The sequence below is a fragment of the Pantoea sp. Ep11b genome, assembly GCF_040783975.1.
Lineage (GTDB): Bacteria > Pseudomonadota > Gammaproteobacteria > Enterobacterales > Enterobacteriaceae > Pantoea.
This window is the reverse complement of sequence record NZ_CP160631.1, coordinates 2,350,611-2,371,563: the sequence shown is the minus strand read 5'-3', so window position 1 is coordinate 2,371,563 and position 20,953 is coordinate 2,350,611. Positions and strand designations below refer to the sequence as shown.

The following is a 20,953-nucleotide window of genomic DNA, read 5'->3' as shown; positions in this document are numbered from 1 at the left end:
ACAGATTTGCGGCAGGGGTCACATCCTCCTGCATGTGGCCTCTGTGATCTCCCTCACGAAGTTCTTTGCAGGTCTGCCAGCGCACTTCTGCCGCTGGCACTCCGGGGAAGGTCTTCATCCGGCCAGATTTTTACTCTTTGACCACTTAATCACAGGGAAACACCGCCATGACCCGAAGAAACATTGTTGCTATCGACCTCGGTGCATCCAGCGGTCGCGTCATGCTCGCCGGATGGGATCCCGCAGAGCGTCAGCTCAGGCTGCGTGAGGTGCGGCGCTTTAAAAATCAGCGTCAGCGTTGTGCCGGTTATGACTGCTGGGATCTGGCGAGGCTGGAACAGGAGATACGCGCCGGGCTGGCGCAACTGGATGACGAGGGGATCGTGCCTGACAGTATCGGGATCGACACCTGGGGCGTTGATATGGTGCTGCTGGATGCAGAGGGCGAACGGGTGGGCGAAGCGGTCAGCTATCGCGATGCACGTACCCACGGGCTGATGGAGCAGGCTGAAGTGGCGCTGAGCCGCAGCGCCATCTATGCCCGGACCGGGATTCAGTTTCTGCCGTTTAATACGCTCTATCAGATGCGCGCCCTGCATCAGCAGCAGCCCGACTGGCAGGCGCGGGTGGCTCACGCGCTGATGATCCCCGACTATCTCCACTACCGTCTGACCGGCAACCTGAACTGGGAGTACACCAACGCCACCACCACGCAGATGCTCAATATTCACACCGGCGAGTGGGATCGTGATCTGCTGGCCTGGGCGGGCGCAGAGCCGCACTGGTTCAGGCAACCGCAGGCACCCGGCAACACCGTCGGCCACTGGCTCAACCGTACCGGAATGGCGGTGCCGGTGATCGCTGTCGCCACCCACGATACCGCCAGCGCCGTGCTGGCGACACCGCTGATGCAGGAGGATGCGGCCTATCTCAGCTCCGGCACCTGGTCGCTGATGGGCTTTGAAAGCCTGCAGCCCTATGCCTGCGAAGCCGCGCTGCGCGCCAACATCACCAATGAGGGTGGCGCGGAGGGGTATCGCGTGCTGAAAAACATCATGGGGCTGTGGCTGCTGCAGCGTATCTGTGCCGAACTGCAGATTGAGGATCTCGGCACGCTGATCGACGAGACGGCCCGTCAGCCTGCCTGTGTTTCGCTCATCAGCCCCAACGCGGATCGCTTCATCAATCCCGGCAGCATGGTCGGAGAGATCCAGAACGCCTGCGCAGAGCAGGGGATGCCGGTGCCGCAATCGGCTGCGGCCCTGGCGCGCTGCATCTTCGACAGCCTGGCGCTGCTCTACCGTGAGGTGATGCTGGAGCTGGCCGCGCTGCGTGGCAAGCCTTTCACTCAGCTGCATGTGGTCGGTGGCGGCAGTCAGAACCGCTTCCTGAATCAGCTCTGCGCCGATGCCTGCCAGATCCCGGTTCTGGCCGGGCCGGTTGAAGCCTCGACGCTGGGCAACGTTGGCGGTCAGCTGATTGCGCTGGGTGAACTGACCGACGTGGCCGATTTTCGCAGCGCCGTAACCCGTAATTTCCCGCTTGAAACCTTCGACCCGCAACCGAACAGCGTTTTCCGCGCCAGTCAGGCGCGCTTCGCGACGCTGAGTCAACCCGCTAAGGAACCCGCTTATGACTAAGCAGATTGAACAGGCTTTTGAACTGGCTAAACAACGCTACGCCGACAGTGGGGTGGATGCTGAACAGGCGCTTCGCCAGCTGGACAGGATTCCGGTCTCTATGCACTGCTGGCAGGGCGATGATGTCCGGGGATTTGAAAATCCGCAGGCCACCTTAACCGGCGGCATTCAGGCGACCGGCAATTACCCTGGCCGGGCACGCAATGCCAGCGAACTCCGCAGCGATATCGACAAGGCGATGTCTCTGATCCCGGGGATGAAGCGCCTGAACCTGCACGCGCTCTATCTGGAAAGCGACAGACCGGTCGCGCGGGATGCGATCGAACCCGCGCATTTTGCTAACTGGGTGGCCTGGGCCAGAGAGCGTCAGCTGGGGCTGGATTTCAACCCCAGCTGCTTCTCGCACCCGCTGAGCGCCGACGGCTTTACGCTGTCGCACGCCGATAAGGGTGTGCGTCAGTTCTGGATCGACCACTGCAAGGCGAGCCGTCGTATCTCCGCTTCGTTTGGTGAGCAGCTCGGTACGCCCTCCGTGATGAATATCTGGGTGCCAGACGGTATGAAAGATATCACTGTGGATCGGCTGGCACCGCGTCAGCGTCTGCTGAGCGCCCTGGATGAGGTGATTTCGGAGAAACTCAACCCGCAGCACCATATTGATGCGGTCGAGAGCAAGCTGTTCGGCATTGGCGCAGAGAGCTACACCGTCGGTTCCAATGAGTTTTACCTGGGGTACGCCGCCAGCCGCCAGACGGCCCTCTGCCTGGACGCCGGTCACTTCCATCCCACCGAAGTGATCTCCGACAAAATCTCGGCGGCCATGCTCTACGTGCCGCGCCTGCTGCTGCATGTCAGCCGTCCGGTACGCTGGGACAGCGACCATGTGGTGCTGCTGGATGATGAAACCCAGGCGATCGCCAGTGAGATCGTCCGTCATCAGCTGTTCGATAAGGTGCATATCGGGCTCGACTTCTTCGACGCCTCCATCAACCGCATCGCCGCCTGGGTGATCGGCACACGCAACACCCAGAAAGCGCTGCTGCGCGCCCTGCTGGAGCCGACCAGCCGTCTGCGCCAGGCCGAGAATAGCGGCGACTACACCGCCCGGCTGGCGCTGCTGGAAGAGCAGAAATCCCTGCCGTGGCAGGCGGTCTGGGAGGCGTGGTGCCTGCGGCATGACGTCCCGGCGGATGCCAGCTGGTTAGGCGATGTCCGCCATTATGAACAACAGATCTTGAGCCAACGTTAAGGATTTCACTATGCAAAGCATTCTTTCTTCCGGGTTTGTTAAAGGAATGGTTAAAGCGACCAGCGATATGTGGCTGAAGGGCTGGGATGAACGAAACGGCGGCAACGTCAGCCTGCGACTGCGCGAGGAGGAGGTTCGCCCCTTTGCCGCTGACTTTTACCCGTCGCCGCGCTGCGTGGAGCTGAGCCAGCCCGCACCGGCGCTGGCAAATGAGTGGTTTCTGGTCACCGGCTCGGGGAAATTCATGCGGAACGTCCAGCTTGACCCGGCGGATTGCCTGGCGCTGCTGCAGGTCGATGACAGAGGGCTTTCGTTTAAAATTCACTGGGGATTGTCGAACGGCGGGTTGCCGACCTCGGAGCTGGCGTCACACTTTCAGTCTCACGCGGTGCGCAAAGCGGTCAGCGGGGGCGCGGATCGGGTGATCATGCACTGTCACGCCACCAACTTCATGGCCCTGAGCTATGTCGTTGCGCTCGATTCTGCCCGGCTGACGCGGCTGCTCTGGGAGGGCAGCACCGAATGTCTGGTGGTCTTCCCGGATGGCGTTGGTGTACTGCCGTGGATGGTGCCGGGCACCGATGAGATTGGCACGGCGACCGCCGCGCAGATGCAGTCACATACCCTGGTGATGTGGCCGTTCCACGGTATCTTCGGCACCGGTCCGACGCTGGATGAAGCTTTTGGTCTCATCGATACGGCGGAGAAATCGTCTGAAGTGATCGTGAAAGTGCTGTCGATGGGCGGTATCCGGCAGAGCATCACCACCGAACAGCTGGTTGCCCTGGGCCAGCGCTTTGGCGTCACGCCGTGGCAACCGGCACTGGATGTGGGGCCAGCCAATGCTGCGTAAAGCCTTTGTGATGCAGGTGAAGCCTGATTGTCATGCGGAGTATGAGCGCCGTCACGCACCGATCTGGCCTGAGCTGGCCGCGACCCTGAAAGCGCATGGCGCACATAACTACGCCATCTGGCTGGACGCCGGGCGAAACCTGCTGTTTGCCAGCGTGGAGATCGAGTCAGAAGCGCGCTGGAACGCGGTGGCGCAGACGGAGGTCTGCCAGCGCTGGTGGGCCTCAATGAAGGATCTGATGCCGTCGAATGCCGACAACAGTCCGGTCAGCCAGCCGTTAAAACCGGTATTCTTCCTGAGCTGAAAATAAGAAGGGCGGCCATGCCGCCCTGATTCCTCACGCTCTGGCCCGGCACACACCCGTCAGGGTTGGCCACATCGCCATTAACGTTTCTATAATGCTCTCCAGATCCTCACGCTCTGCGCCTTCACGCGCCCGCACCGACATCCCCTGCAGCAGACAGCCCAGATAGCGGGAGAGCGCAGCAATATTGACCGATTCCCGCAGTTCTCCGCGTTGCTGGCGCGCCAGCAGGAACTCACTCAGTCCCTGCTCCTGCAACTGATGCTGCTGTTGCAGCATCGTGGCAATCTCGGTGGACGCCGCCGACAGCGCGGAAGAGGTGCAGATAAAGAAGCAGCCGCCAGGTGAATCGCGCTCGGTGAAACAGGCTGCGGTGGCGCGGAAATAGGCTTCAATAGCCCGTTCCACCGCCAGCTGGTCATCGGCTAAGGCCGCCTGGCGCTCTGCGCTGAACTTCTCTATGTAGCGATCCATAGCCGCACGAAACAATCCCTCTTTATTCACAAACTCGGCGTAGAGCGTGGGCGCTTTTGCGCCGGTTGCCGCCACCAGGTCAGCCAGAGAGGTTCCTTCATAGCCGTGGGTCCAGAACAGAGTCAGTGCTTTATCGAGAGCGGCATCGCGGTCGAACACTTTGGGCCGGCCACGGCATTTCTTTACATCGCAATCCTGAACCTGGCTCATACATCCTCACTTGTTCTGAAACAGAGTATTAAATTACCGATCATTATAAAAATCTGCAAGGCCCGCAGAAAGTGAGCGTGACAGCGGTTGCCATTTTGTGCGTTCGCACCCCGTTTTCGCCCCTGAGGTTAAATCAGAAAAGGGCCTGAAGCCCATAATCACGCTGCTTCGCGAATAAAATAACGCTCATTAAATAAATATTGACGACCGGCAGCGGCAGGATCTATCATTTATTTAAAGGTCGTTAATTAAATAGCGACAACCTGTTTCAGACCCAATGAACTGACTAACTCAAGAGAGATTATTATGAACACTATCAAAACGACTCTGGCGGCACTGGCACTGACTACCCTGACTTTTGGCGCTTCAGCCGCCGATCTCGTCACAAGCGAACCTGCCAGTCAGCAGCCTGTTGGCACCATCGCGGTTCAGGGTGGCAGCAACCTGAGCTCGGTTGAAGCACAGCTGAGTGCGAAAGCAGATGAAGCTGGCGCGAAATCGTTCCGTATCACCTCAACCAGTGGCCAGAACAAGCTGCACGGCACTGCGGTGATCTACCAGTAAGGAAGCGTTTTCCGCCGATAAGCGCGTTGAAAAATCAGAGTGCAGGCATCATGAAAAGAATCATGATTGTTATGGCGGCGGCGCTGCTGAGCGGCTTCTCTTTTGCCAGCGTTGCCGCGCAGCAGGTCAGTACGATCCCGCTGGATCAGCAGAAAACAGGCGTAATCAGCGCAACAGGCAGCACCAGCCTGACGTCGCTGGAGCAGCAGTTGTCAGAAAAGGCCAGCGATGCCGGAGCAAAGTCTTTCCGCATCACTTCGACCTCTGGCAGCAACAACCTGCATGGCACCGCCATTCTCTATAAATAAGTGTCAGTCACGGATTGTAGTGAACAGGCTTCAGATAACCCGCGTATCTGAAGCCTTTTTTATGCGTGCAGCGGGATTCAGCCGTTGCTGCGCAGCTGCGGATAACGGCGGAAGATCCAGACACACCAGAGCAGGGCGACCAGACCGATCATCCCGCCGACATTGCCGACCTCAGCCATGCCCAGATGCAGGCTGACCTGATTGCCCAGCAGCGCACCCGCGCCGATACCGATGTTGTAGATGCCGGACATCAGCGACATCGCCACATCCGTGGCATCCGGCGCCAGCGAGAGAACCCGCACCTGCATCGCCAGACCGATCATCATCATCGCCATCCCCCAGACAATGCAGAGCGTTGAAATGGCGGCAGGGCGAATGGCCGCAAAAATCAGCAGTCCCATGCAGAGTGTAATCAGCGCGATTGCGGCGATCAGCAGCGCAGAGGGGAATTTATTGCCCAGCGTGCTGAACAGAATACTGCCGACAATGCCCGCAGAGCCAAACAGCAGCAGTAGCAGAGTGGTGAAGTTGCCACTGGATTGCGCCACGTTCTGCATAAAGGGTTCGATATAGCTGTAGGCGGTGTAATGCGCGGTGACAACCAGCGTCACCAGCAGATACATGCTGACCAGCGCCGGGCGACGAAACAGCATCGGCACGCTGCTAAGGGAACCGGTGTGTTCGCTGGGCAGGCGCGGCAGGATACGCACCAGCATAATCATCAGCACCAGCGCCGACAGACCAATCGCGCCAAAGGTGGTGCGCCAGCCCAGATACTGACCCACCACGCGGCCAATCGGCACACCCAGCACCATCGCCAGGGCCGTACCGGTCGCCAGCATACTGAGCGCCTGCGTCTTCTTACCGGCTGGCGCTACACGAATCGCCAGTGAGGCGGTAATCGACCAGAACACGGCGTGCGACAGGGCGATACCCACCCTGGAGACCATCAGCGACCAGAAATCCCAGGCGACGGTAGAGAGCGCATGGCTGATGACAAAGACGGCGAAGAGCACGCCCAGCAGCAGCCGTCGCTCGACGTTGCGGGTCAGCAGCATCAGCGGCAGGGAGAGCAGGGCAACGACCCAGGCGTAGATCGTCAGCATAATCCCGACATCCGCCGTCTGCATGGAGAAGTCTGCCGCGATATCGGACAGCAGGCCAACCGGCACAAATTCGGTGGTATTAAAAACAAACGCGGCGATGGCCAGCAGGACGACGCGAAGCCAGGCCGTTTTACGTGAAACAGTTGTTGGTTGCATTAAGGTGTCAAATCAGTCAGTACGGCGGGTAAGGATGGGGCAGACCATCCCGCGAAAGTGACTTGTGTCACAAATTACTGAACATTGTAGTGAATAAAGCGGGAAGAGGAACCCTGAAACGCATTTTTAATACGGAAATTTTCGCATCCTCAGCGGTGAGGCGGGATAGCTGCCCGGTGCCTTACGGCCGTCGCGCGTCGCCACCTTCCGCCTCTCTGACTAGCGGGAAAAGGGCGTGTGCTTCAGGGCCACGCTTTGCTGACCGTCCGGTGCGTCATGATGGTTAAGCGGGCAGCAGTTCTCACAGCCAATGGCACCCGCATAATATTTTTTTGCCTGCAGGATGGCGGCGTTCACATGGTAAAAACTGCCCAGAAACAGTCTGTTATCCATGTCCGGCAGCCAGGGGCAACCCGCCGCATGCACCACATGGTTATTGTTATATCCCGATTGTTTATTGACGTAATAGTAGAGGGCCACAGGCGTTCCTTGTTGCCGTGAAAAGGCAAAGCAGACGAATTATTTCAATACGAACGATTATAGCGGGAAATGCACGCGTTGTGGTGAGCGGATTGACAGGATAGGGTCGGGACAGGATACCGCCAGACCCGGTACAAAGCCGGGTTCCGGCGGGATTCGTCAGAGTTTTTTGCTGTGCAGCCGCCAGGCGACCAGCAGCGCCAGGATCAACAGGAAACTGATAAACAGCGTTATGCCACGCCAGCCATACTCATGCCAGAAGAAGCCGCCCAGCGTACCCGCCACGCTGGAACCGGCGTAGTAACTGAACAGATAGAGCGAGGAGGCCTGGCCCCTGGCCCGGCGCGCGCGCGGGCCAATCCAGCCGCTGGCCACGGCATGCGCGGCAAAGAAACCGGCGGTGAACAGCATCATGCCAGGCAGAATCAGCCAGAGAGCGTTAAAGGCGGTGATCAGCAGGCCCAGCAGCATCATCGCGGTGGCACCCAGCATCACCGGCCCGCGTCCCAGGCGGCTGGTCAGCGCCCCCGCTTTGGGTGAACTCCAGGATCCGGTCAGGTAGACCACTGACAACAGTCCTACAACCGCCTGACTGAGATGCCAGGGGGCCTCCAGCAGACGGTAGCCGATATAGTTAAACAGCGTGACGAAGGCCCCCATCAGCAGGAATCCTTCGGCAAACAGCCAGGGCAGGCCGGGATCGCGCCAGTGCAGCCGGAAGTTAATCATCAGGTTACGCGGACGCAGCGGGATGGGGCGAAAATGGCGCGAGGCAGGGAGGATCTTCCAGAACATCAGCGCCGACGCCAGTGAGAAGCAGCCGATAACCGCCACGGCAATCCGCCAGGTGAACAGGTCGGTCAGCACCCCGCTCAGCAGACGGCCGCTCATCCCGCCGATCGAGTTCCCGCTGATATAGAGGCCCATCGAAAAGGCGACGACCCGCACATCCATCTCTTCGCTCAGGTAGGTCATACCCACCGCCGCGACGCCGCTGAGCGACAGCCCCATCAGCGCCCGCATCAGCAGAATGCCGTGCCAGCTGGTCATCGTGGCCGAGAGCAGGGTGCAGAGCGCCGCCAGCATCAGGGCGGTGACCATCACCGATTTGCGGCCAATCGCATCCGAGAGCGGTCCGGTGACCAGCAGCCCCAGCGCCATCAACCCGGTGGAGATCGAGAGCGACAGACTGCTGGCCGCGGGCGAAACGCCAAACTGCTGCGACAGAACCGGCAGGATTGGCTGAACACAGTAGAGCAGGGCAAACGTGGCCAGTCCGGCAGAGAACAGCGCCAGCGTCACGCGCATAAACTGGGGCGTACCCCGGCGGATATAACCTGAAGCCGCAGTGGTCGCAGGCGCACCTGGCGCCGCGTCGTCATCTGCCGTGGCCTGAATTGAGCGACTCACACATCTTCCTTAAAGTCAGAAAACTGTCGTCAGCTTAGGAAAGCGGCATTATGATGTCTAATATATTAATAATCTCAAATAAGACGTTTAAGATATGAATATCGAACTGCGGCATCTGCGCTACTTTGTGGCGGTGGCAGAAGAGCTCCATTTCGGGCGGGCGGCACAGCGGCTCAATATCTCTCAGCCCCCGCTCAGTCAGCAGATCATCCAGCTGGAGGCGGAAACCGGCGCCAGGCTTTTTCATCGCACTAACCGCAGCGTGCAGCTTACGGCGGCGGGTGCGCAGCTGCTGAGCGATGCCCGGACGATTCTGTTGCAGGTTGAGCAGGCCGCCGACCGCGCCGCCCGACTGCACCGTGGCGAAGAGGGAGAGCTGCGCATTGGATTTACCTCCTCCGCACCCTTTACCGCAGCGGTCTCTGACGCCCTCTACCGTTTCCGGCAGCAGTGGCCGCAGGTGCACATCCAGATGCAGGAGATCAACACCCGCCAGCAGCTGGCGCCCTTGCTGGATGGACGGCTCGATCTCGGCGTGATGCGCAACACGTCGCTGCCCGCTGGACTGCATCATCAGTTACTGCTGAGTGAGCCGCTGTGTGCTGTGGTACACAAGGCGCATCCGCTGGCCAGCGCAGAGCGCATCTCGGTGTCGGCCCTGGCCACTGAGCCCTTTGTCTTTTTTGATCCGCAGGGGGGCACCGCGCTCTATAGCGACATTCTGGCGCTGCTGCACCGTTATCACATTAAGCCCTATATCACCCAGGAGGTGGGCGAGGCGATGACGATTCTGGGGCTGGTGGCGACCGGTCTGGGCGTCTCCATACTGCCCGCCTCCTTTCGCCGGGCGCGGCTGAGTGACCTGGTCTGGCTGCCCTTAACGGAAGAGGATGCGATTTCTGAACTCTGGCTGGTCTGGTCAGCCGCCCGCGAGAAGAGTGCACAGATGGAGAACATGATGGCGCTGCTGCAGACAAAGCGGTGATGAAACCCCCGCCACATCTCATCATTCTGTGCGATAAATCACATATTTAATCAAATATTTGACGCTGTTGCCTGATCTGCATCACCATGGCGCATCTTTATTTAGAAGCGCGAAAATAACCGGGAGCAGGGTTGTGAATCCGGACAGTCAACCTGGCCACATTGACCAGATCAAGCAGACCAATGCAGGCGTCGTTTATCGATTAATTGACCTTCACGGTCCCATTTCGCGCATCGAACTCTCCCGCCGCGCCCAGCTCGCCCCGGCCAGCATTACCAAAATTGTGCGGGAAATGCTGGATGCCCATCTGGTTCAGGAGACCGAATTTCAGGAGCCGGGCAGTCGCGGTCGCCCGGCGATTGGCCTGATTCTGGACACTGACGCCTGGCACTATCTGGCGATCCGCCTGCATCGCGGCGCCATGACCTTTACGTTGCGCGATCTCAGCAGCCGTGCGCTGGCAGAAGAGAGCCTGCCGCTGCCGGATGAGTCTGCGCAGCCGCTGCTGAACGCGCTGATTGAACAGGTCGATGCCTTCTTTATCCGCCACCAAAGGAAGCTGGAGCGTCTGACGGCTATTGCCATCACGCTGCCCGGACTGATAAATGCCGCGTCCGGCGTGGTGCACCGGCTGCCGGGTTATCAGGTGCGTGATATGCCGCTGGGCGATGCGCTGGCGTCGCGTACCGGGCTGCCGGTCTTTGTGCAGCATGATATTTCAGCCTGGACGCTGGCAGAGTCGCTGTCTGGCGCGTCACGCGGCGCGCAGGATGTTATCCAGATCGTGATTGATGAAACGGTGGGGGCTGGCGTGATCAGCGGCGGTCAGCTGCTGCATAAAAGCGGCAGGGCGCTGGTCGAGATTGGACATACGCAGATTGATCCCTACGGTCAGCAGTGCTACTGCGGGAATCATGGTTGCCTTGAAACCGTAGCCAGCACCGGCAGCCTGCTGGCGCTGGCGGCCCAGCGTCTGCCTGCGCAGCCTGACAGCCTGCTCAATGCGCAGCCGCTGACGCTGCAGTCACTGTGTGCAGCCGCCCAGTCAGGCGATCGCCTGGCGCGCGACACCATCGCCAGCGTAGGACATCACGTTGGCCGGATCCTGGCAATGATGGTCAACATCTTTAATCCACAACATATTCTTATCGGTTCTCCCCTTAACGCGGCTGCCGATGTGCTGTTTCCGGCGGTGCGTAACACCATCCTGCAGCAGTCACTGCCTGCCTACAGCGCGACGATCCAGCTGGCACCCACGGAATTCAGCGAGCCGGGAACGCTGGGCGCAGCGGCGCTGATCAAAGATGCGCTTTACAGCGGTCATCTGTTAGTGAAACTGTTGCAAGGTTAAGCGGGCTTAATCTTGCGCTAACGCAATCTGTTCTCATCCTCCATTCTTTAGAATGCCGGTTCGCAACAAGGTTAATCACCGATTAACCGCAACGGTCCAAAAGGAGAAGTGGAGTGAACAGACTGTTTGTTACCGGCACCGACACCGCAGTGGGTAAAACGGTAGTGTCACGCGCCCTGTTACAGAGTTTTATCCGCCACAGGCTGAGCGCCGTCGGCTACAAGCCTGTCGCGCGAAGTGCGGCCAGCACCGCTGATGGCCTGCGCAATAAAGATGCCCAGGTGCTGCAGAGCGCCTCATCCCTGGATTTGCCCTATCAGGCCATTAACCCGCTGGTTTTTCAGGAGGAGGAGATCTGCACCCATCCCGGTCAGCACATCGATTATGGACTGCTGACCCGGGGACTCCTCAGCCTGTCGCAGCAGGCCGAACGGGTGGTGGTGGAGGGCACAGGCGGCTGGCGCAGTCTGATGAATGATGGCCGTCCGCTCTCCTGCTGGGTCGTGGAGCAGCAACTGCCGGTGGTGATGGTGGTCGGCATTCAGTCAGGCTGTATCAGTCATGCCCTGTTAACGGCAGAGGCGATAGCCCGGGATGGGCTGCCTTTGGTGGGCTGGGTCGCGAATCGCATCAACCCGGGGCTGGCCCACTACAGCGACATCATTGAGGTTCTGCGTGAAAAGATTGCCGCGCCGCGGCTGGGCGAGCTGCCTTACCTGCCGCGTGCCGAACAGCGTGATCTGACCCCCTATATTGATATTTCCCTGCTGGAGCAGAGCGATCTGCACGCTGTGAGTGCAAAGATCGCCTGATTATGAAACAAATCTCTTCATCTCAGTCAGCGATGAGCCTAAAGTTTCAGGCTTATCGCTGTCTTCCTTTGCTTAATTCCTCTTTTAAATCAATGCGCTAATCAGAATAGTGCGAGTTACTAGCGTCATGGCGCAGAAAATGCATTACCTCCACTTATCATCCAGAGGTGGAGCATCATTATGTCGCACTCGCACGAGCAAGGTTTGTTATACGGGCTGGATGCCCGCATTGGCCCCGTCCCGGCATTCATCGCCGCGCTGCAACATCTGCTGGCCAGCGTGGTCGGGATTATTACGCCGCCCCTGATCATCGGCTCAGTGCTGGGGCTACAGGCCTATACACCCTATTTGATCAGCATGTCGCTGTTTGTCTCTGGTCTGGGCACTTTTTTACAGTCCCGGCGTATCGGGGGCATCGGCGCCGGGATGATCTGTCTGCAGGGCACCAGCTTCGCCTTTCTGGGGGTGATTCTGTCCGGCGGACTGATGGTGAAAGGCCGTGGCGGTTCACCGGAAGAGATTATGGCGATGCTGTTTGGCTGTAACCTGGTGGCGGCGCTGATCCCGATTCTGATCAGCCGCTGCGTCGGTTCGCTGCGCAACGTGCTGACGCCGGTCGTGACCGGCACGGTAATCACCCTGATTGGCATCAGCCTGATCAAGGTCAGCATCACCGACTGGGCGGGCGGCCACAACGCCGCCGATTTTGGATCGCCCGGCAACCTGGCGCTGGGGGCGCTGACGCTGCTGGTGATCGTGGCGCTGAACCGTGCGCGTAACCGCTGGGCGCGGCTGGTGGCGGTGGTGGCCGGTATCGCGGCAGGGTGCGTGGCGGCGGCCTTAACCGGGCACCTGCCACTGAAGATGATAACGCCGGAGCACGGGATCGTGCTGCCGGCCCTGTTCCGGTTTGGGTTTGCCTTCGACTGGACGATTTTCCTGCCCATCGCCCTGGTCGCCGTCATTGCGGTGATCGAGGCCGTGGGCGATCTCACCGCCAACTGCCTGATCTCGCAACAGCCGATTACTGGCAAGCCGTTTCAGCAGCGGCTGCAGGGCGGCATCGTCGCCGACGGCCTGAGTTGCGTGCTGGCGGCGGTGTTCTCCGCTTTTCCCAACACCACTTTTGCTCAGAACAACGGCGTTATCCAGATGACCGGTGTCGCCAGTCGTTACGTGGGTATGCTGCTGGGGATTATGCTGGCGCTGCTGGGGCTTTTTCCCTTTATCGGCTCGCTGCTGCAGCAGATCCCGCCGCCGGTGCTGGGCGGTGCAACCATCGTGATGTTTGGCAGCGTGGTGGCCGCCGGTATCCGGGTGATGACGCAGCGGCCGCTGGGCCGCCGCGAGATGCTGATTGTGGCCATCGCCTTTGGTATCGGCCTGGGGGTAGAAGCGGTGCCGGAGGTACTGAAGCAGTTCCCGCCGCTGATTAACAGCCTGTTCGGCCATGCGGTGACGACCGGCGGCCTCCTGGCGATCGGGCTGAACCTGGTCCTGCCGGACGAAGGGCAGATGGCAGAGGCCGCTGAGGCGGAGAGGCTGACGGAGAGCTAAACTGCCTGACGATCCAGACAGGCAATGCAGAATTTCACGCGAAGGGCGCCATTATTGTTAGCAAAGCATAGCGGGCCAGGGATGGCGTCACCCAACAGAGGCCAGCCTGGCCCCCGTCAGGTGATGGACAGGCGTGAATTACGGATTCAGACGACGACGGGTACGACCTGAGCTAAGGTAATCCGCGATGTAATCCTGCGAAATCTCCCCACTGTAGCGCCCCTCTTCATCGACGATCGGCATCCAGACGGTGTTGTGCTCATAAAGTTTGGAGAGCACGACGCGCAGGTTCTCCTCCGCTTTACCCGTAACTTTGAAGGTGTGCAGCTTCTCTTCGCAGCGGCCGCTGACGTTTCGTGCCTCGCGGCGCTTCACAAAGCCCAGCGGTTTGCCATCCTCATCGACCACGGTAATCGAGCGCATATCGTTCTCATCCATGGTGCTAAAGGCTTCCTCCAGCGGCGTGGCGCGGCGCACGGTGATAGTCGGCTGCTGCTCGGTCACGTCGCCCGCCTGCACCAGTAGCAGACGCTTCAGCGTGCGGTCCTGGCCAACAAAGGAGCCGACAAACTCATTGGCCGGGGTCGCCAGCAGCTCATCCGGGCTGGCGCACTGCACGATTTTACCCTGACCAAATACCGCGATGCGGTCGCCCAGCTTCAGCGCCTCGTCGATATCGTGGCTCACCAGCATCACGGTCTTCTTCAGCTGACGCTGCATCTCCAGAAACTCATTCTGGATCACTTCGCGGTTAATCGGGTCAACCGCACCAAAGGGCTCATCCATCAGCAGCACCGGTGGATCCGCCGCCAGCGCACGAATCACGCCGATACGCTGCTGCTGACCGCCTGACATCTCACGCGGATAGCGATGAAGAAACTTTTTGGGGTCCAGTGCGACCATGCTCATCAGCTCGGTGGCCCGCTCGTGACACTGCTTTTTGTTCCAGCCGAGCATCCGCGGCACCACGGTAATGTTCTCCTCGATGGTCATGTTGGGAAACAGACCAATCTGCTGGATCACATAGCCGATATTGCGGCGCAGGGTGGTAGTGTCCTGGGTGCTGGTATCTTCTCCATTAATCAGGATGCGTCCACTGGTGGCGGGGATCAGCCGGTTAATCATCTTCAGCGTGGTGGTTTTACCGCAGCCCGACGGGCCGAGCAGTACGCACATCTCACCGGCTGGCACATGCAGGCTGACGTTATCGACGGCTTTATTGGTGGTGCCGTTTTTCTGGGTAAAGGTTTTCGTCAGGTTTTCCAGCGTTATCATTATCGAATCCCCTTTGGAGTCAGCGCCTGCTGCAGACGATGCAGCAGCCAGTCAAGAAAAATAGCCAGCAGACAAATCATCAGTGCCCCGGCAATCAGCATACGAATATCACTGCCGCTGATCCCATCCAGCAGCAGCTGTCCCAGACCGCCTGCGCCAATTACCGCGGCGATTGCCATCACGCCAACGTTCATCACCACGGCGGTCCGGATGCCGCCGAAAATCACCGGCAGCGCCATCGGGATCTCTACCCAGCGCAGACGCTGCCAGAAGGTCATGCCGATGCCGCGACCCGCTTCACGCAGGCCATCCGGCAGGTTCTCCAGCGCGGTGTGGGTATTACGCACGATAGGCAGCAGCGAGTAGAGGAACACCGCCGTAATCGCGGGCAGCGCCCCGATACCCTGACCGATCAGCGAAAACAGCGGGATCATCAGGCCAAACAGCGCAATAGTCGGAATGGTCAGTACCACGGTGGCGATCCCCAGAATCGGGGTCGCCAGCCATCTGACGCGCACGATCAGAATGCCCAGCGGCACGCCAATTACGATCGCAAGGCCCACCGCCACCAGCACCAGCCAGCTGTGCTGCCAGCTCAGGGTCAGCAGGGTGCTCCAGTTATCCATGATGTAGTGAAGGGTATCCACAGTGCCTCCTTACAGCATGTTTTTGGATTGAAGGAAATCACGCGCCACTTTCTCCGGTGACTGGTGATCGATATCGACCCGCTTGTTCAGCTCTGTAATCGCCTCATCGGTGATCTGCGCAGAGAGCTGATTCAGCGCGCTGTCCAGCCCCGGGTGGCTCGCCAGCACATCCTGGCGCACCACCGGCGTCACGTTGTAGCTGGGGAAGAAGTGCTTATCATCCTCCAGCACTTTCAGGTCGAAGCCCTTAACCCGGCCGTCGGTGGTGTAGATCAGCCCCGCATTCACGAAGCCGTCTCGGATGGCGTTGTAGACCAGACCGGGGTCCATCTGGCGGATCTGCGGCCGATCCAGCGCCAGGCCGTAGGTTTTCTGCAGCGGCTTCAGGCCGTCGGAGCGTCCGGCGAACTCCAGGTCGAGGCCCAGCCGCCAGTTGTTATCCGGGTCGGTTTTGCGGATCTGCTCAATTTTCGCCACCAGCTGGGACATGGTGCTGATCCCCTGTTTTTCCGCCTCCTGGCGGGTCATGGCGAAGGCGTAGGTGTTGTTCATCGGTGCCGGGTTCAGCCAGATCAGCCCCTGTTTTCCATCCAGCTTCTTCACCGTTTCATACGCCTGCTCTGAAGACATCGGCTGGCTGATGTGGTTGAAGATAATCAGTGAGGTGCCGGTATATTCCCAGACCATATCGATCTGTTTGTTCAGCATCGCATTGCGGCCGATGGTGGTGGCGATATTACGTTTTGGCACCACCTCAAAGCCTTTCTTCTGCAGCCAGAGCACGGTCATGGCGGAGAGGATATGCTGCTCGGTGAAACTTTTGGTGGCCATCACCAGCGGTGTTGCGGCCTGTGCCGTCTGGCTTATCAGCAGCGTTGCCGTCAGCGCGACAACGCTTTTCTTGATCCAGCGCGTTAGCATTTAAAATTCCTTATGGTCAGGCCGCGGCGTGCGGACTCAGAAAGCGCCCCAGCGCGGCCAGCATCATATCCAGAACCAGCGCCACCAGAGCGGTCGCGACAGCGCCCAGGATCAGCGTCGGGAAGTCGTTGAGGTAGATGCCAGGGAAGATCAGCTCGCCAAAACTGCTGGCGCCAATCAGGAAGGCCAGCGGTGCGGTGCCGACGTTGATGGCGGTGGCGATGCGCACGCCGGAGAGGATCACCGGCAGGGCATTCGGCAGTTCGACCTGACGCAGCCGCTGCCAGCGGGTCATGCCGATGCCGTTGGCGGCTTCAAGCAGTGACGGCGGCACCGCACTCAGGCCAGAGAAGGTGTTGCGGACGATGGGCAGCAGCGAGGCCAGGAACAGCGCGATCAGCGCCGGACGGTCGCCGATGCCGATGATGACCATCGCCAGGGCCAGCACCGCCAGCGGTGGCAGGGTATTACCCACATTAAAAATCTGCATGACGCTTTCAGCCCAGCGACGGGCAAAAGGGCGGCTGAGCAGGATGCCGCTGGGGATACCGACCAGCAGGGCAAACAGCATGGACCAGAACACTAAAAAGAGGTGTTGTTGCCCCAGATAGAGCAGATCGACTTTGCGGGCCACCAGCAGATCCCAGCCGAGGCCCCGGATCAGTAAGGCGATGACCGCCACAACTGCAAGCAGAGCCAGACCGGCGCGTTTCGCCAGTGAAGCATTTTGCATAGGAGATTCTCCCTGATAACGATCTCAATTGTTATAACTGCCACAAACAGTCCGACAGAAGCGGCAAAACCGGCCACCGCGCCCAAAACCGAAACTGCGATAAAATGTGGATGAAATGACTGTTTATCCACGCTTTTTCAGCCGATGCTGAAATAAGAAGCTCTATTGCTATAGCAGCCCTTTATCCGAGAGGCCAGCTTTTCAGCCTTAAAACAGGAAGAGAGAAACAGGTTAAAATGGTGTTAAAGCCCTGTAGCGTCTGGGCTGATGTGACAATAAAAAAATTTCATCGACATTCGGTGACACCGTCACAGATGGAGCGGGAAATGCGCACTGGCGGGAAACTCATCGGGCCGCTTTTCGGCTAGTCTTGCTGTTAAAAAAAGGAACTCTATGACTGACAGCGCACAACTTCAGACCGGACACCGCCACTGGATCTTAATCGCCTGCATGCTGGCGATGTTTATGGCGGCTATCGAAGTCACTATCGTCGCCACCGCCATGCCTACCATCATCGCCGACCTCGGCGGGTTTTCGCAGTTTGGCTGGGTCTTCTCTATCTATCTGCTGACCCAGGCGGTCAGCGTGCCGCTCTACGGGCGACTGGCGGACAGGGTCGGTCGCAAAACGATGTTTTTTATCGGCACCACAATTTTCCTGCTGGGCTCAGTGCTGTGCGGTTTTGCACACAGCATGTTCTGGCTCATCCTGTTCCGGGCGTTTCAGGGCCTCGGCGCGGGGGCCATTATGCCCCTCAGCTCTACCATCGTGGCCGACATCTACTCGCCGCGCGAACGCGCCAGCGTTCAGGGCTGGCTGTCCAGCGTCTGGGGCGTGGCCGCGATCGTGGGGCCGCTGACCGGAGCCTGGCTGGTGCAGCACTTCAGCTGGCCGGTGATCTTCTGGGTCAATCTGCCGATAGGCGTGGTCAGTATGCTGATGATGGCGCGCTGGCTGCCGTCGCATCCGCAGGAGGAGGAGACGCAGCCGCTGAACGTGGCGGGCAGCGGCTGGCTGATGCTCTGCGTGACCGCCTTGCTGACCGCGCTGCTGCAGGCGGAGCAGCTGGGTCTCTGGCTGGTGCCGTTTCTGCTCGTGTCGCTGCTGGCGGGCTGGCAGCTCAGACGGCATGAGCAGCGCGCTGCAGCGCCGCTGTTTCCGCTGGTGATCTGGCGCAGCCGGCTGATTGTGGCAGGGAACGCGGGCAACCTGATTATCGGGGCGGCCATGATGGGGATCAGCGCTTTTCTGCCCACCTGGATTCAGGGCATCCGCGGCGGTTCACCGCTGCAGGCGGGCAGCGTGCTGGCGATGATGTCAATTGGCTGGCCGCTGGCCAGTACGCTCAGCGGCAGGCTGATGCTGCACACCTCCTACCGCTTCACCGCCCAGCTCGGCGTACTGCTGCTGGTGACCGGCAGCGCACTGCTGCTGTTTCTGCAGCCTGCAAGCTCCTTGTTTCAGGCGGGCTTTACGGCCTTCCTGATCGGCACCGGCATGGGCATGACCAGCACCACCTTCCTGGTGTCGGTGCAGAATCAGGCGGACTATCAGATTCGCGGCATCTGTACCGCGTCCATCATGTTCAGCCGGATGATCGGCTCAGCGGTGGGGACAGCCATTATGGGGGCGGTGCTGAATCTGAATCTGCAGTGGCGTCTGCCAGAGATTCAGGATCCGGTGCAGCAGATTATGTCCGGTCAGAGCCGTCAGGCGTTGCCGCCCGAGACGCTGCAGCAGATGGTGGCGGCGATTGCCGCGTCCCTGCACTGGGTCTTTGTGGTGGCGCTGGTGACGGCGCTGCTGGCAATAGGGGTGGCGTGGATGATGCCGCGTCAGCGGCCGGAACAGGCGGACTAGCAGGCAGGGCGGCGAGGGCCGCCCTGATCTGAAACGGACTACTGTGCTGGCGCGTCCTGCGAACTGCCGGCACTGGCGGGCACGCTGGCGTCGCTGTCGCTGCCAGAGCGTTTATAAACGATCTTTTGTGTGTCATTGTCACAATGCCCGACGACCTGACCGCCTGCCTGATCAACCTGATCGTTGGCGACGATGTCGAGACTGAAGCCCGATTCGGGTACGCCATTCTGAATGATTTTCTGGCTGATATCCGCTTTTACTGACTCACAGGATGCCTGCGCCATCAGCGGCAGGGCAAACAACGCCGCAGTGAACAACACTCTCTGTAGCTTCATCACGTCTTCCTTATGTTAGTCGTCCGTCATTACTATAGCGCAATTTCAGGGGGTAACCGGGCGGCCTGAACGGCGGTCCAGACAGCGCAGGGTGTTGGGTTCCCAGTAGGCGTTAAGATTGAGGCTCTGCTCGCACTTGTCACGGGTATCAAACGCCCGGTCAGTTTTGTCGAACTCTTTTTCGACGCGGCTGTTTACCTTGTTGCGGAGCATCCGCGTGTCATTCCATTGCTCTCTGTCCTGACGCGCTGCTTCATTGCTCAGCGCAGAGCTGCCATCTTCAATGATCAGACGATTGGTGTTGGCTGTCGCAGTCAGGGCCGCGGTGGAAAGCAGTACCATCAGCACGGCAGGGATCATTTTTTTCATTACTTTATCCTTTAGTTAACGCAAACCATACTCTCTGCGACGGCGATAGCAGCGGACATGCCTGGAGCCTGGCCCATCAGGCTGTTTCAGCGGTGATGCTGAACCCGGACAGCGCACACGCCTGCCTGGTCGCTCTACAACAATTCAGCCCGATGGCAGAGGCTTTTAGTATATCATCGCCGTTTCTTTGCTCACCAGCGGTGAGTCATTTGTTTACGTTCGGGAGAGGAACCGGTGCTGATCAAGACCGCCTTGCTGTTTTTTATTACCGCGCTGGCGGAGATTACCGGCTGTTTTCTGCCGTGGCTGTGGCTGAAAAAAGGGGGCTCTGTCTGGCTGTTACTGCCTGCGGCGGCCAGCCTGGCGCTGTTTGTCTGGCTGCTGACCCTGCATCCGGCGGCCAGTGGCCGGGTCTACGCGGCCTACGGTGGCGTTTATGTCCTGACGGCGCTGCTCTGGTTGCGGATCGTGGATGGCGTGAAGTTAAGCGCGTGGGACTGGAGCGGGGCACTGATTGCGTTCAGCGGGATGCTGATCATCGTGCTGGGCTGGGGGCGGGGATAACGCCAGCCGCAGCTGGCGTGGCGGTAACTTACGGCTTGTGGACTTTCAGGCCCGCCAGGGTCTGACTGACCGGCATCATCTCCAGGCTGTTGATGTTGACATGCTTTGGCAGCGTCGCGACCCACCAGACCGCCTCCGTCACATCCTCTGGCGTCAGGGCGGTCGCACCTTCATAGACCTGACCCGCTTTATCGTCGTCGCCTTTGAAACGCACGTTAGAAAACTCGGTGCCGCCGACCAGACCCGGTTCAATGTCGGTCACGCGCAGCGCGGTACCGTGCAGGTCGGTACGCAGATTCAGGCTGAACTGACGCACGAAGGCTTTAGTGGCACCATAAACGTTGCCACCGGCATAGGGCCAGCTACCGGCAATCGAACCGATATTGATGATATGACCCACATTGCGCTCCACCATCTGCGGCAGCAGGGCGCGGGTCATATAGACCAGCCCTTTGGTGTTGGTGTCAATCATGTTTTCCCAGTCTTCAACGTTAGCTTTGTGCGCAGGCTCAATGCCCAGCGCCAGCCCGGCATTGTTGACCAGCACGTCGATATGACGCCATTCGGCCGGAAGCTGGCTCACTGCCTCTTCGATCGCGGCACGGTTGCGCACATCAAGCTGCACCGTATAGAGGTTGTCGCCCAGCTCCTCTTTCAGCGCTTTCAGACGTTCGGCGCGGCGTCCGGTGGCAATCACCTTATGACCATTTTCGATAAAGCGGCGGGTGATGCTTTGACCAAAACCGGCGGTCGCACCGGTGACAAAAATTATCATCTCACTGTTCCTTAT

General features: G+C 59.5%; 23 protein-coding genes. 12 read left to right on the top strand and 11 right to left on the bottom strand.

Annotation, left to right across the window (positions count from 1 at the left end):
* The first annotated feature begins 167 nt into the window (after nucleotides 1-167).
* The 4 genes from rhaB to rhaM are packed head-to-tail and all read left to right on the top strand — an operon-like array spanning nucleotide 168 to nucleotide 4,046.
* Complete coding sequence (gene rhaB, locus AB1748_RS11240) at nucleotides 168-1,640, top strand: rhamnulokinase (RefSeq protein WP_367395502.1); 1,473 nt, start codon at nucleotides 168-170, stop codon at nucleotides 1,638-1,640.
* Entirely contained in the window at nucleotides 1,633-2,889 is a 1,257-nt protein-coding gene (locus tag AB1748_RS11235) for an L-rhamnose isomerase (protein ID WP_111140541.1), read from the top strand. Before rhaB ends, AB1748_RS11235 begins: the two co-directional genes overlap by 8 nt.
* Nucleotides 2,890-2,899: 10 nt before the next feature.
* Nucleotides 2,900-3,742 carry a rhamnulose-1-phosphate aldolase gene (rhaD, locus tag AB1748_RS11230; protein ID WP_111140540.1) on the top strand — a complete coding sequence of 281 codons (843 nt, stop codon included), beginning with the start codon at nucleotides 2,900-2,902 and terminating at the stop codon, nucleotides 3,740-3,742.
* Nucleotides 3,732-4,046: an L-rhamnose mutarotase gene (rhaM, locus tag AB1748_RS11225; protein WP_111140539.1), complete on the top strand. Its 315-nt coding sequence runs from the start codon at nucleotides 3,732-3,734 to the stop codon at nucleotides 4,044-4,046. The genes rhaD and rhaM overlap by 11 nt, the downstream gene beginning before the upstream one ends.
* A gap of 33 nt (nucleotides 4,047-4,079) precedes the next feature.
* Here the strand turns inward: rhaM and AB1748_RS11220 are convergent, their stop codons facing one another.
* Nucleotides 4,080-4,730: a TetR/AcrR family transcriptional regulator gene (locus tag AB1748_RS11220; RefSeq protein WP_367395501.1), complete on the bottom strand. Its 651-nt coding sequence runs from the start codon at nucleotides 4,728-4,730 to the stop codon at nucleotides 4,080-4,082.
* Nucleotides 4,731-5,036: 306 nt separating this feature from the next.
* Here AB1748_RS11220 and AB1748_RS11215 point away from each other — a divergent pair, with 306 nt between their 5' ends.
* Together AB1748_RS11215 and AB1748_RS11210 are read left to right on the top strand one after the other, a co-directional pair.
* Complete coding sequence (locus AB1748_RS11215; RefSeq protein ID WP_111140537.1) at nucleotides 5,037-5,294, top strand: DUF1471 domain-containing protein; 258 nt, start codon at nucleotides 5,037-5,039, stop codon at nucleotides 5,292-5,294.
* A gap of 50 nt (nucleotides 5,295-5,344) precedes the next feature.
* A complete protein-coding gene (locus tag AB1748_RS11210) occupies nucleotides 5,345-5,602 on the top strand; it encodes a DUF1471 domain-containing protein (protein WP_293770092.1) in 258 nt (85 codons plus the stop codon).
* Nucleotides 5,603-5,679: 77 nt separating this feature from the next.
* On the opposite strand, the gene AB1748_RS11205 is transcribed toward AB1748_RS11210, so the two are convergent.
* The 3 genes from AB1748_RS11205 to AB1748_RS11195 all read right to left on the bottom strand — a co-directional run bounded on the left by AB1748_RS11205 (nucleotide 5,680) and on the right by AB1748_RS11195 (nucleotide 8,754).
* On the bottom strand, nucleotides 5,680-6,864 hold the full coding sequence (locus tag AB1748_RS11205; protein ID WP_111140535.1) for a sugar transporter: 1,185 nt from the start codon (nucleotides 6,862-6,864) through the stop codon (nucleotides 5,680-5,682).
* Between the two features lie 219 nt (nucleotides 6,865-7,083).
* Complete coding sequence (locus AB1748_RS11200) at nucleotides 7,084-7,344, bottom strand: hypothetical protein (protein WP_111140534.1); 261 nt, start codon at nucleotides 7,342-7,344, stop codon at nucleotides 7,084-7,086.
* Nucleotides 7,345-7,503: 159 nt separating this feature from the next.
* On the bottom strand, nucleotides 7,504-8,754 hold the full coding sequence (locus AB1748_RS11195; protein WP_111140533.1) for an MFS transporter: 1,251 nt from the start codon (nucleotides 8,752-8,754) through the stop codon (nucleotides 7,504-7,506).
* A 94-nt stretch (nucleotides 8,755-8,848) separates the two neighbouring features.
* Here AB1748_RS11195 and AB1748_RS11190 point away from each other — a divergent pair, with 94 nt between their 5' ends.
* The 4 genes from AB1748_RS11190 to AB1748_RS11175 all read left to right on the top strand — a co-directional run bounded on the left by AB1748_RS11190 (nucleotide 8,849) and on the right by AB1748_RS11175 (nucleotide 13,459).
* A complete protein-coding gene (locus AB1748_RS11190) occupies nucleotides 8,849-9,739 on the top strand; it encodes a LysR family transcriptional regulator (RefSeq protein ID WP_111140532.1) in 891 nt (296 codons plus the stop codon).
* Nucleotides 9,740-9,872: 133 nt separating this feature from the next.
* The gene (locus AB1748_RS11185; RefSeq protein WP_111140531.1) at nucleotides 9,873-11,090 is read left to right on the top strand and encodes an ROK family transcriptional regulator; all 1,218 of its coding nucleotides are present in this window, start codon (nucleotides 9,873-9,875) and stop codon (nucleotides 11,088-11,090) included.
* A gap of 113 nt (nucleotides 11,091-11,203) precedes the next feature.
* Nucleotides 11,204-11,902, top strand: a complete 699-nt coding sequence (gene bioD / locus AB1748_RS11180) for a dethiobiotin synthase (protein ID WP_111140530.1) — start codon at nucleotides 11,204-11,206, stop codon at nucleotides 11,900-11,902.
* 180 nt (nucleotides 11,903-12,082) lie between these two features.
* On the top strand, nucleotides 12,083-13,459 hold the full coding sequence (locus AB1748_RS11175) for a nucleobase:cation symporter-2 family protein (protein WP_111140529.1): 1,377 nt from the start codon (nucleotides 12,083-12,085) through the stop codon (nucleotides 13,457-13,459).
* A gap of 138 nt (nucleotides 13,460-13,597) precedes the next feature.
* On the opposite strand, the gene osmV is transcribed toward AB1748_RS11175, so the two are convergent.
* Genes osmV through AB1748_RS11155 form a run of 4 tightly spaced genes read right to left on the bottom strand, consistent with a single transcriptional unit; the run spans nucleotide 13,598 to nucleotide 17,035 of the window.
* Nucleotides 13,598-14,734 (bottom strand): osmoprotectant ABC transporter ATP-binding protein OsmV, encoded by a 1,137-nt coding sequence (osmV, locus tag AB1748_RS11170; protein WP_367395500.1) that lies wholly within the window; start codon nucleotides 14,732-14,734, stop codon nucleotides 13,598-13,600.
* A complete protein-coding gene (osmW, locus tag AB1748_RS11165) occupies nucleotides 14,734-15,381 on the bottom strand; it encodes an osmoprotectant ABC transporter permease OsmW (RefSeq protein WP_010244802.1) in 648 nt (215 codons plus the stop codon). Before osmW ends, osmV begins: the two co-directional genes overlap by 1 nt.
* Nucleotides 15,382-15,390: 9 nt before the next feature.
* Nucleotides 15,391-16,302, bottom strand: a complete 912-nt coding sequence (locus AB1748_RS11160; RefSeq protein WP_367395499.1) for a glycine betaine ABC transporter substrate-binding protein — start codon at nucleotides 16,300-16,302, stop codon at nucleotides 15,391-15,393.
* Between the two features lie 16 nt (nucleotides 16,303-16,318).
* Nucleotides 16,319-17,035, bottom strand: a complete 717-nt coding sequence (locus tag AB1748_RS11155) for an ABC transporter permease (protein ID WP_111140525.1) — start codon at nucleotides 17,033-17,035, stop codon at nucleotides 16,319-16,321.
* 393 nt (nucleotides 17,036-17,428) lie between these two features.
* Here AB1748_RS11155 and AB1748_RS11150 point away from each other — a divergent pair, with 393 nt between their 5' ends.
* Complete coding sequence (locus tag AB1748_RS11150) at nucleotides 17,429-18,895, top strand: MDR family MFS transporter (RefSeq protein WP_367395498.1); 1,467 nt, start codon at nucleotides 17,429-17,431, stop codon at nucleotides 18,893-18,895.
* 38 nt (nucleotides 18,896-18,933) lie between these two features.
* Here the strand turns inward: AB1748_RS11150 and AB1748_RS11145 are convergent, their stop codons facing one another.
* Complete coding sequence (locus AB1748_RS11145) at nucleotides 18,934-19,230, bottom strand: DUF1161 domain-containing protein (protein WP_111140523.1); 297 nt, start codon at nucleotides 19,228-19,230, stop codon at nucleotides 18,934-18,936.
* A 45-nt stretch (nucleotides 19,231-19,275) separates the two neighbouring features.
* Entirely contained in the window at nucleotides 19,276-19,599 is a 324-nt protein-coding gene (locus tag AB1748_RS11140; RefSeq protein WP_111140522.1) for a DUF1283 family protein, read from the bottom strand.
* 237 nt (nucleotides 19,600-19,836) lie between these two features.
* Here AB1748_RS11140 and AB1748_RS11135 point away from each other — a divergent pair, with 237 nt between their 5' ends.
* Complete coding sequence (locus AB1748_RS11135) at nucleotides 19,837-20,163, top strand: YnfA family protein (RefSeq protein WP_367396344.1); 327 nt, start codon at nucleotides 19,837-19,839, stop codon at nucleotides 20,161-20,163.
* A 28-nt stretch (nucleotides 20,164-20,191) separates the two neighbouring features.
* Here the strand turns inward: AB1748_RS11135 and ydfG are convergent, their stop codons facing one another.
* The gene (gene ydfG, locus AB1748_RS11130) at nucleotides 20,192-20,938 is read right to left on the bottom strand and encodes a bifunctional NADP-dependent 3-hydroxy acid dehydrogenase/3-hydroxypropionate dehydrogenase YdfG (protein ID WP_111140547.1); all 747 of its coding nucleotides are present in this window, start codon (nucleotides 20,936-20,938) and stop codon (nucleotides 20,192-20,194) included.
* Nucleotides 20,939-20,953 lie beyond the last annotated feature (15 nt).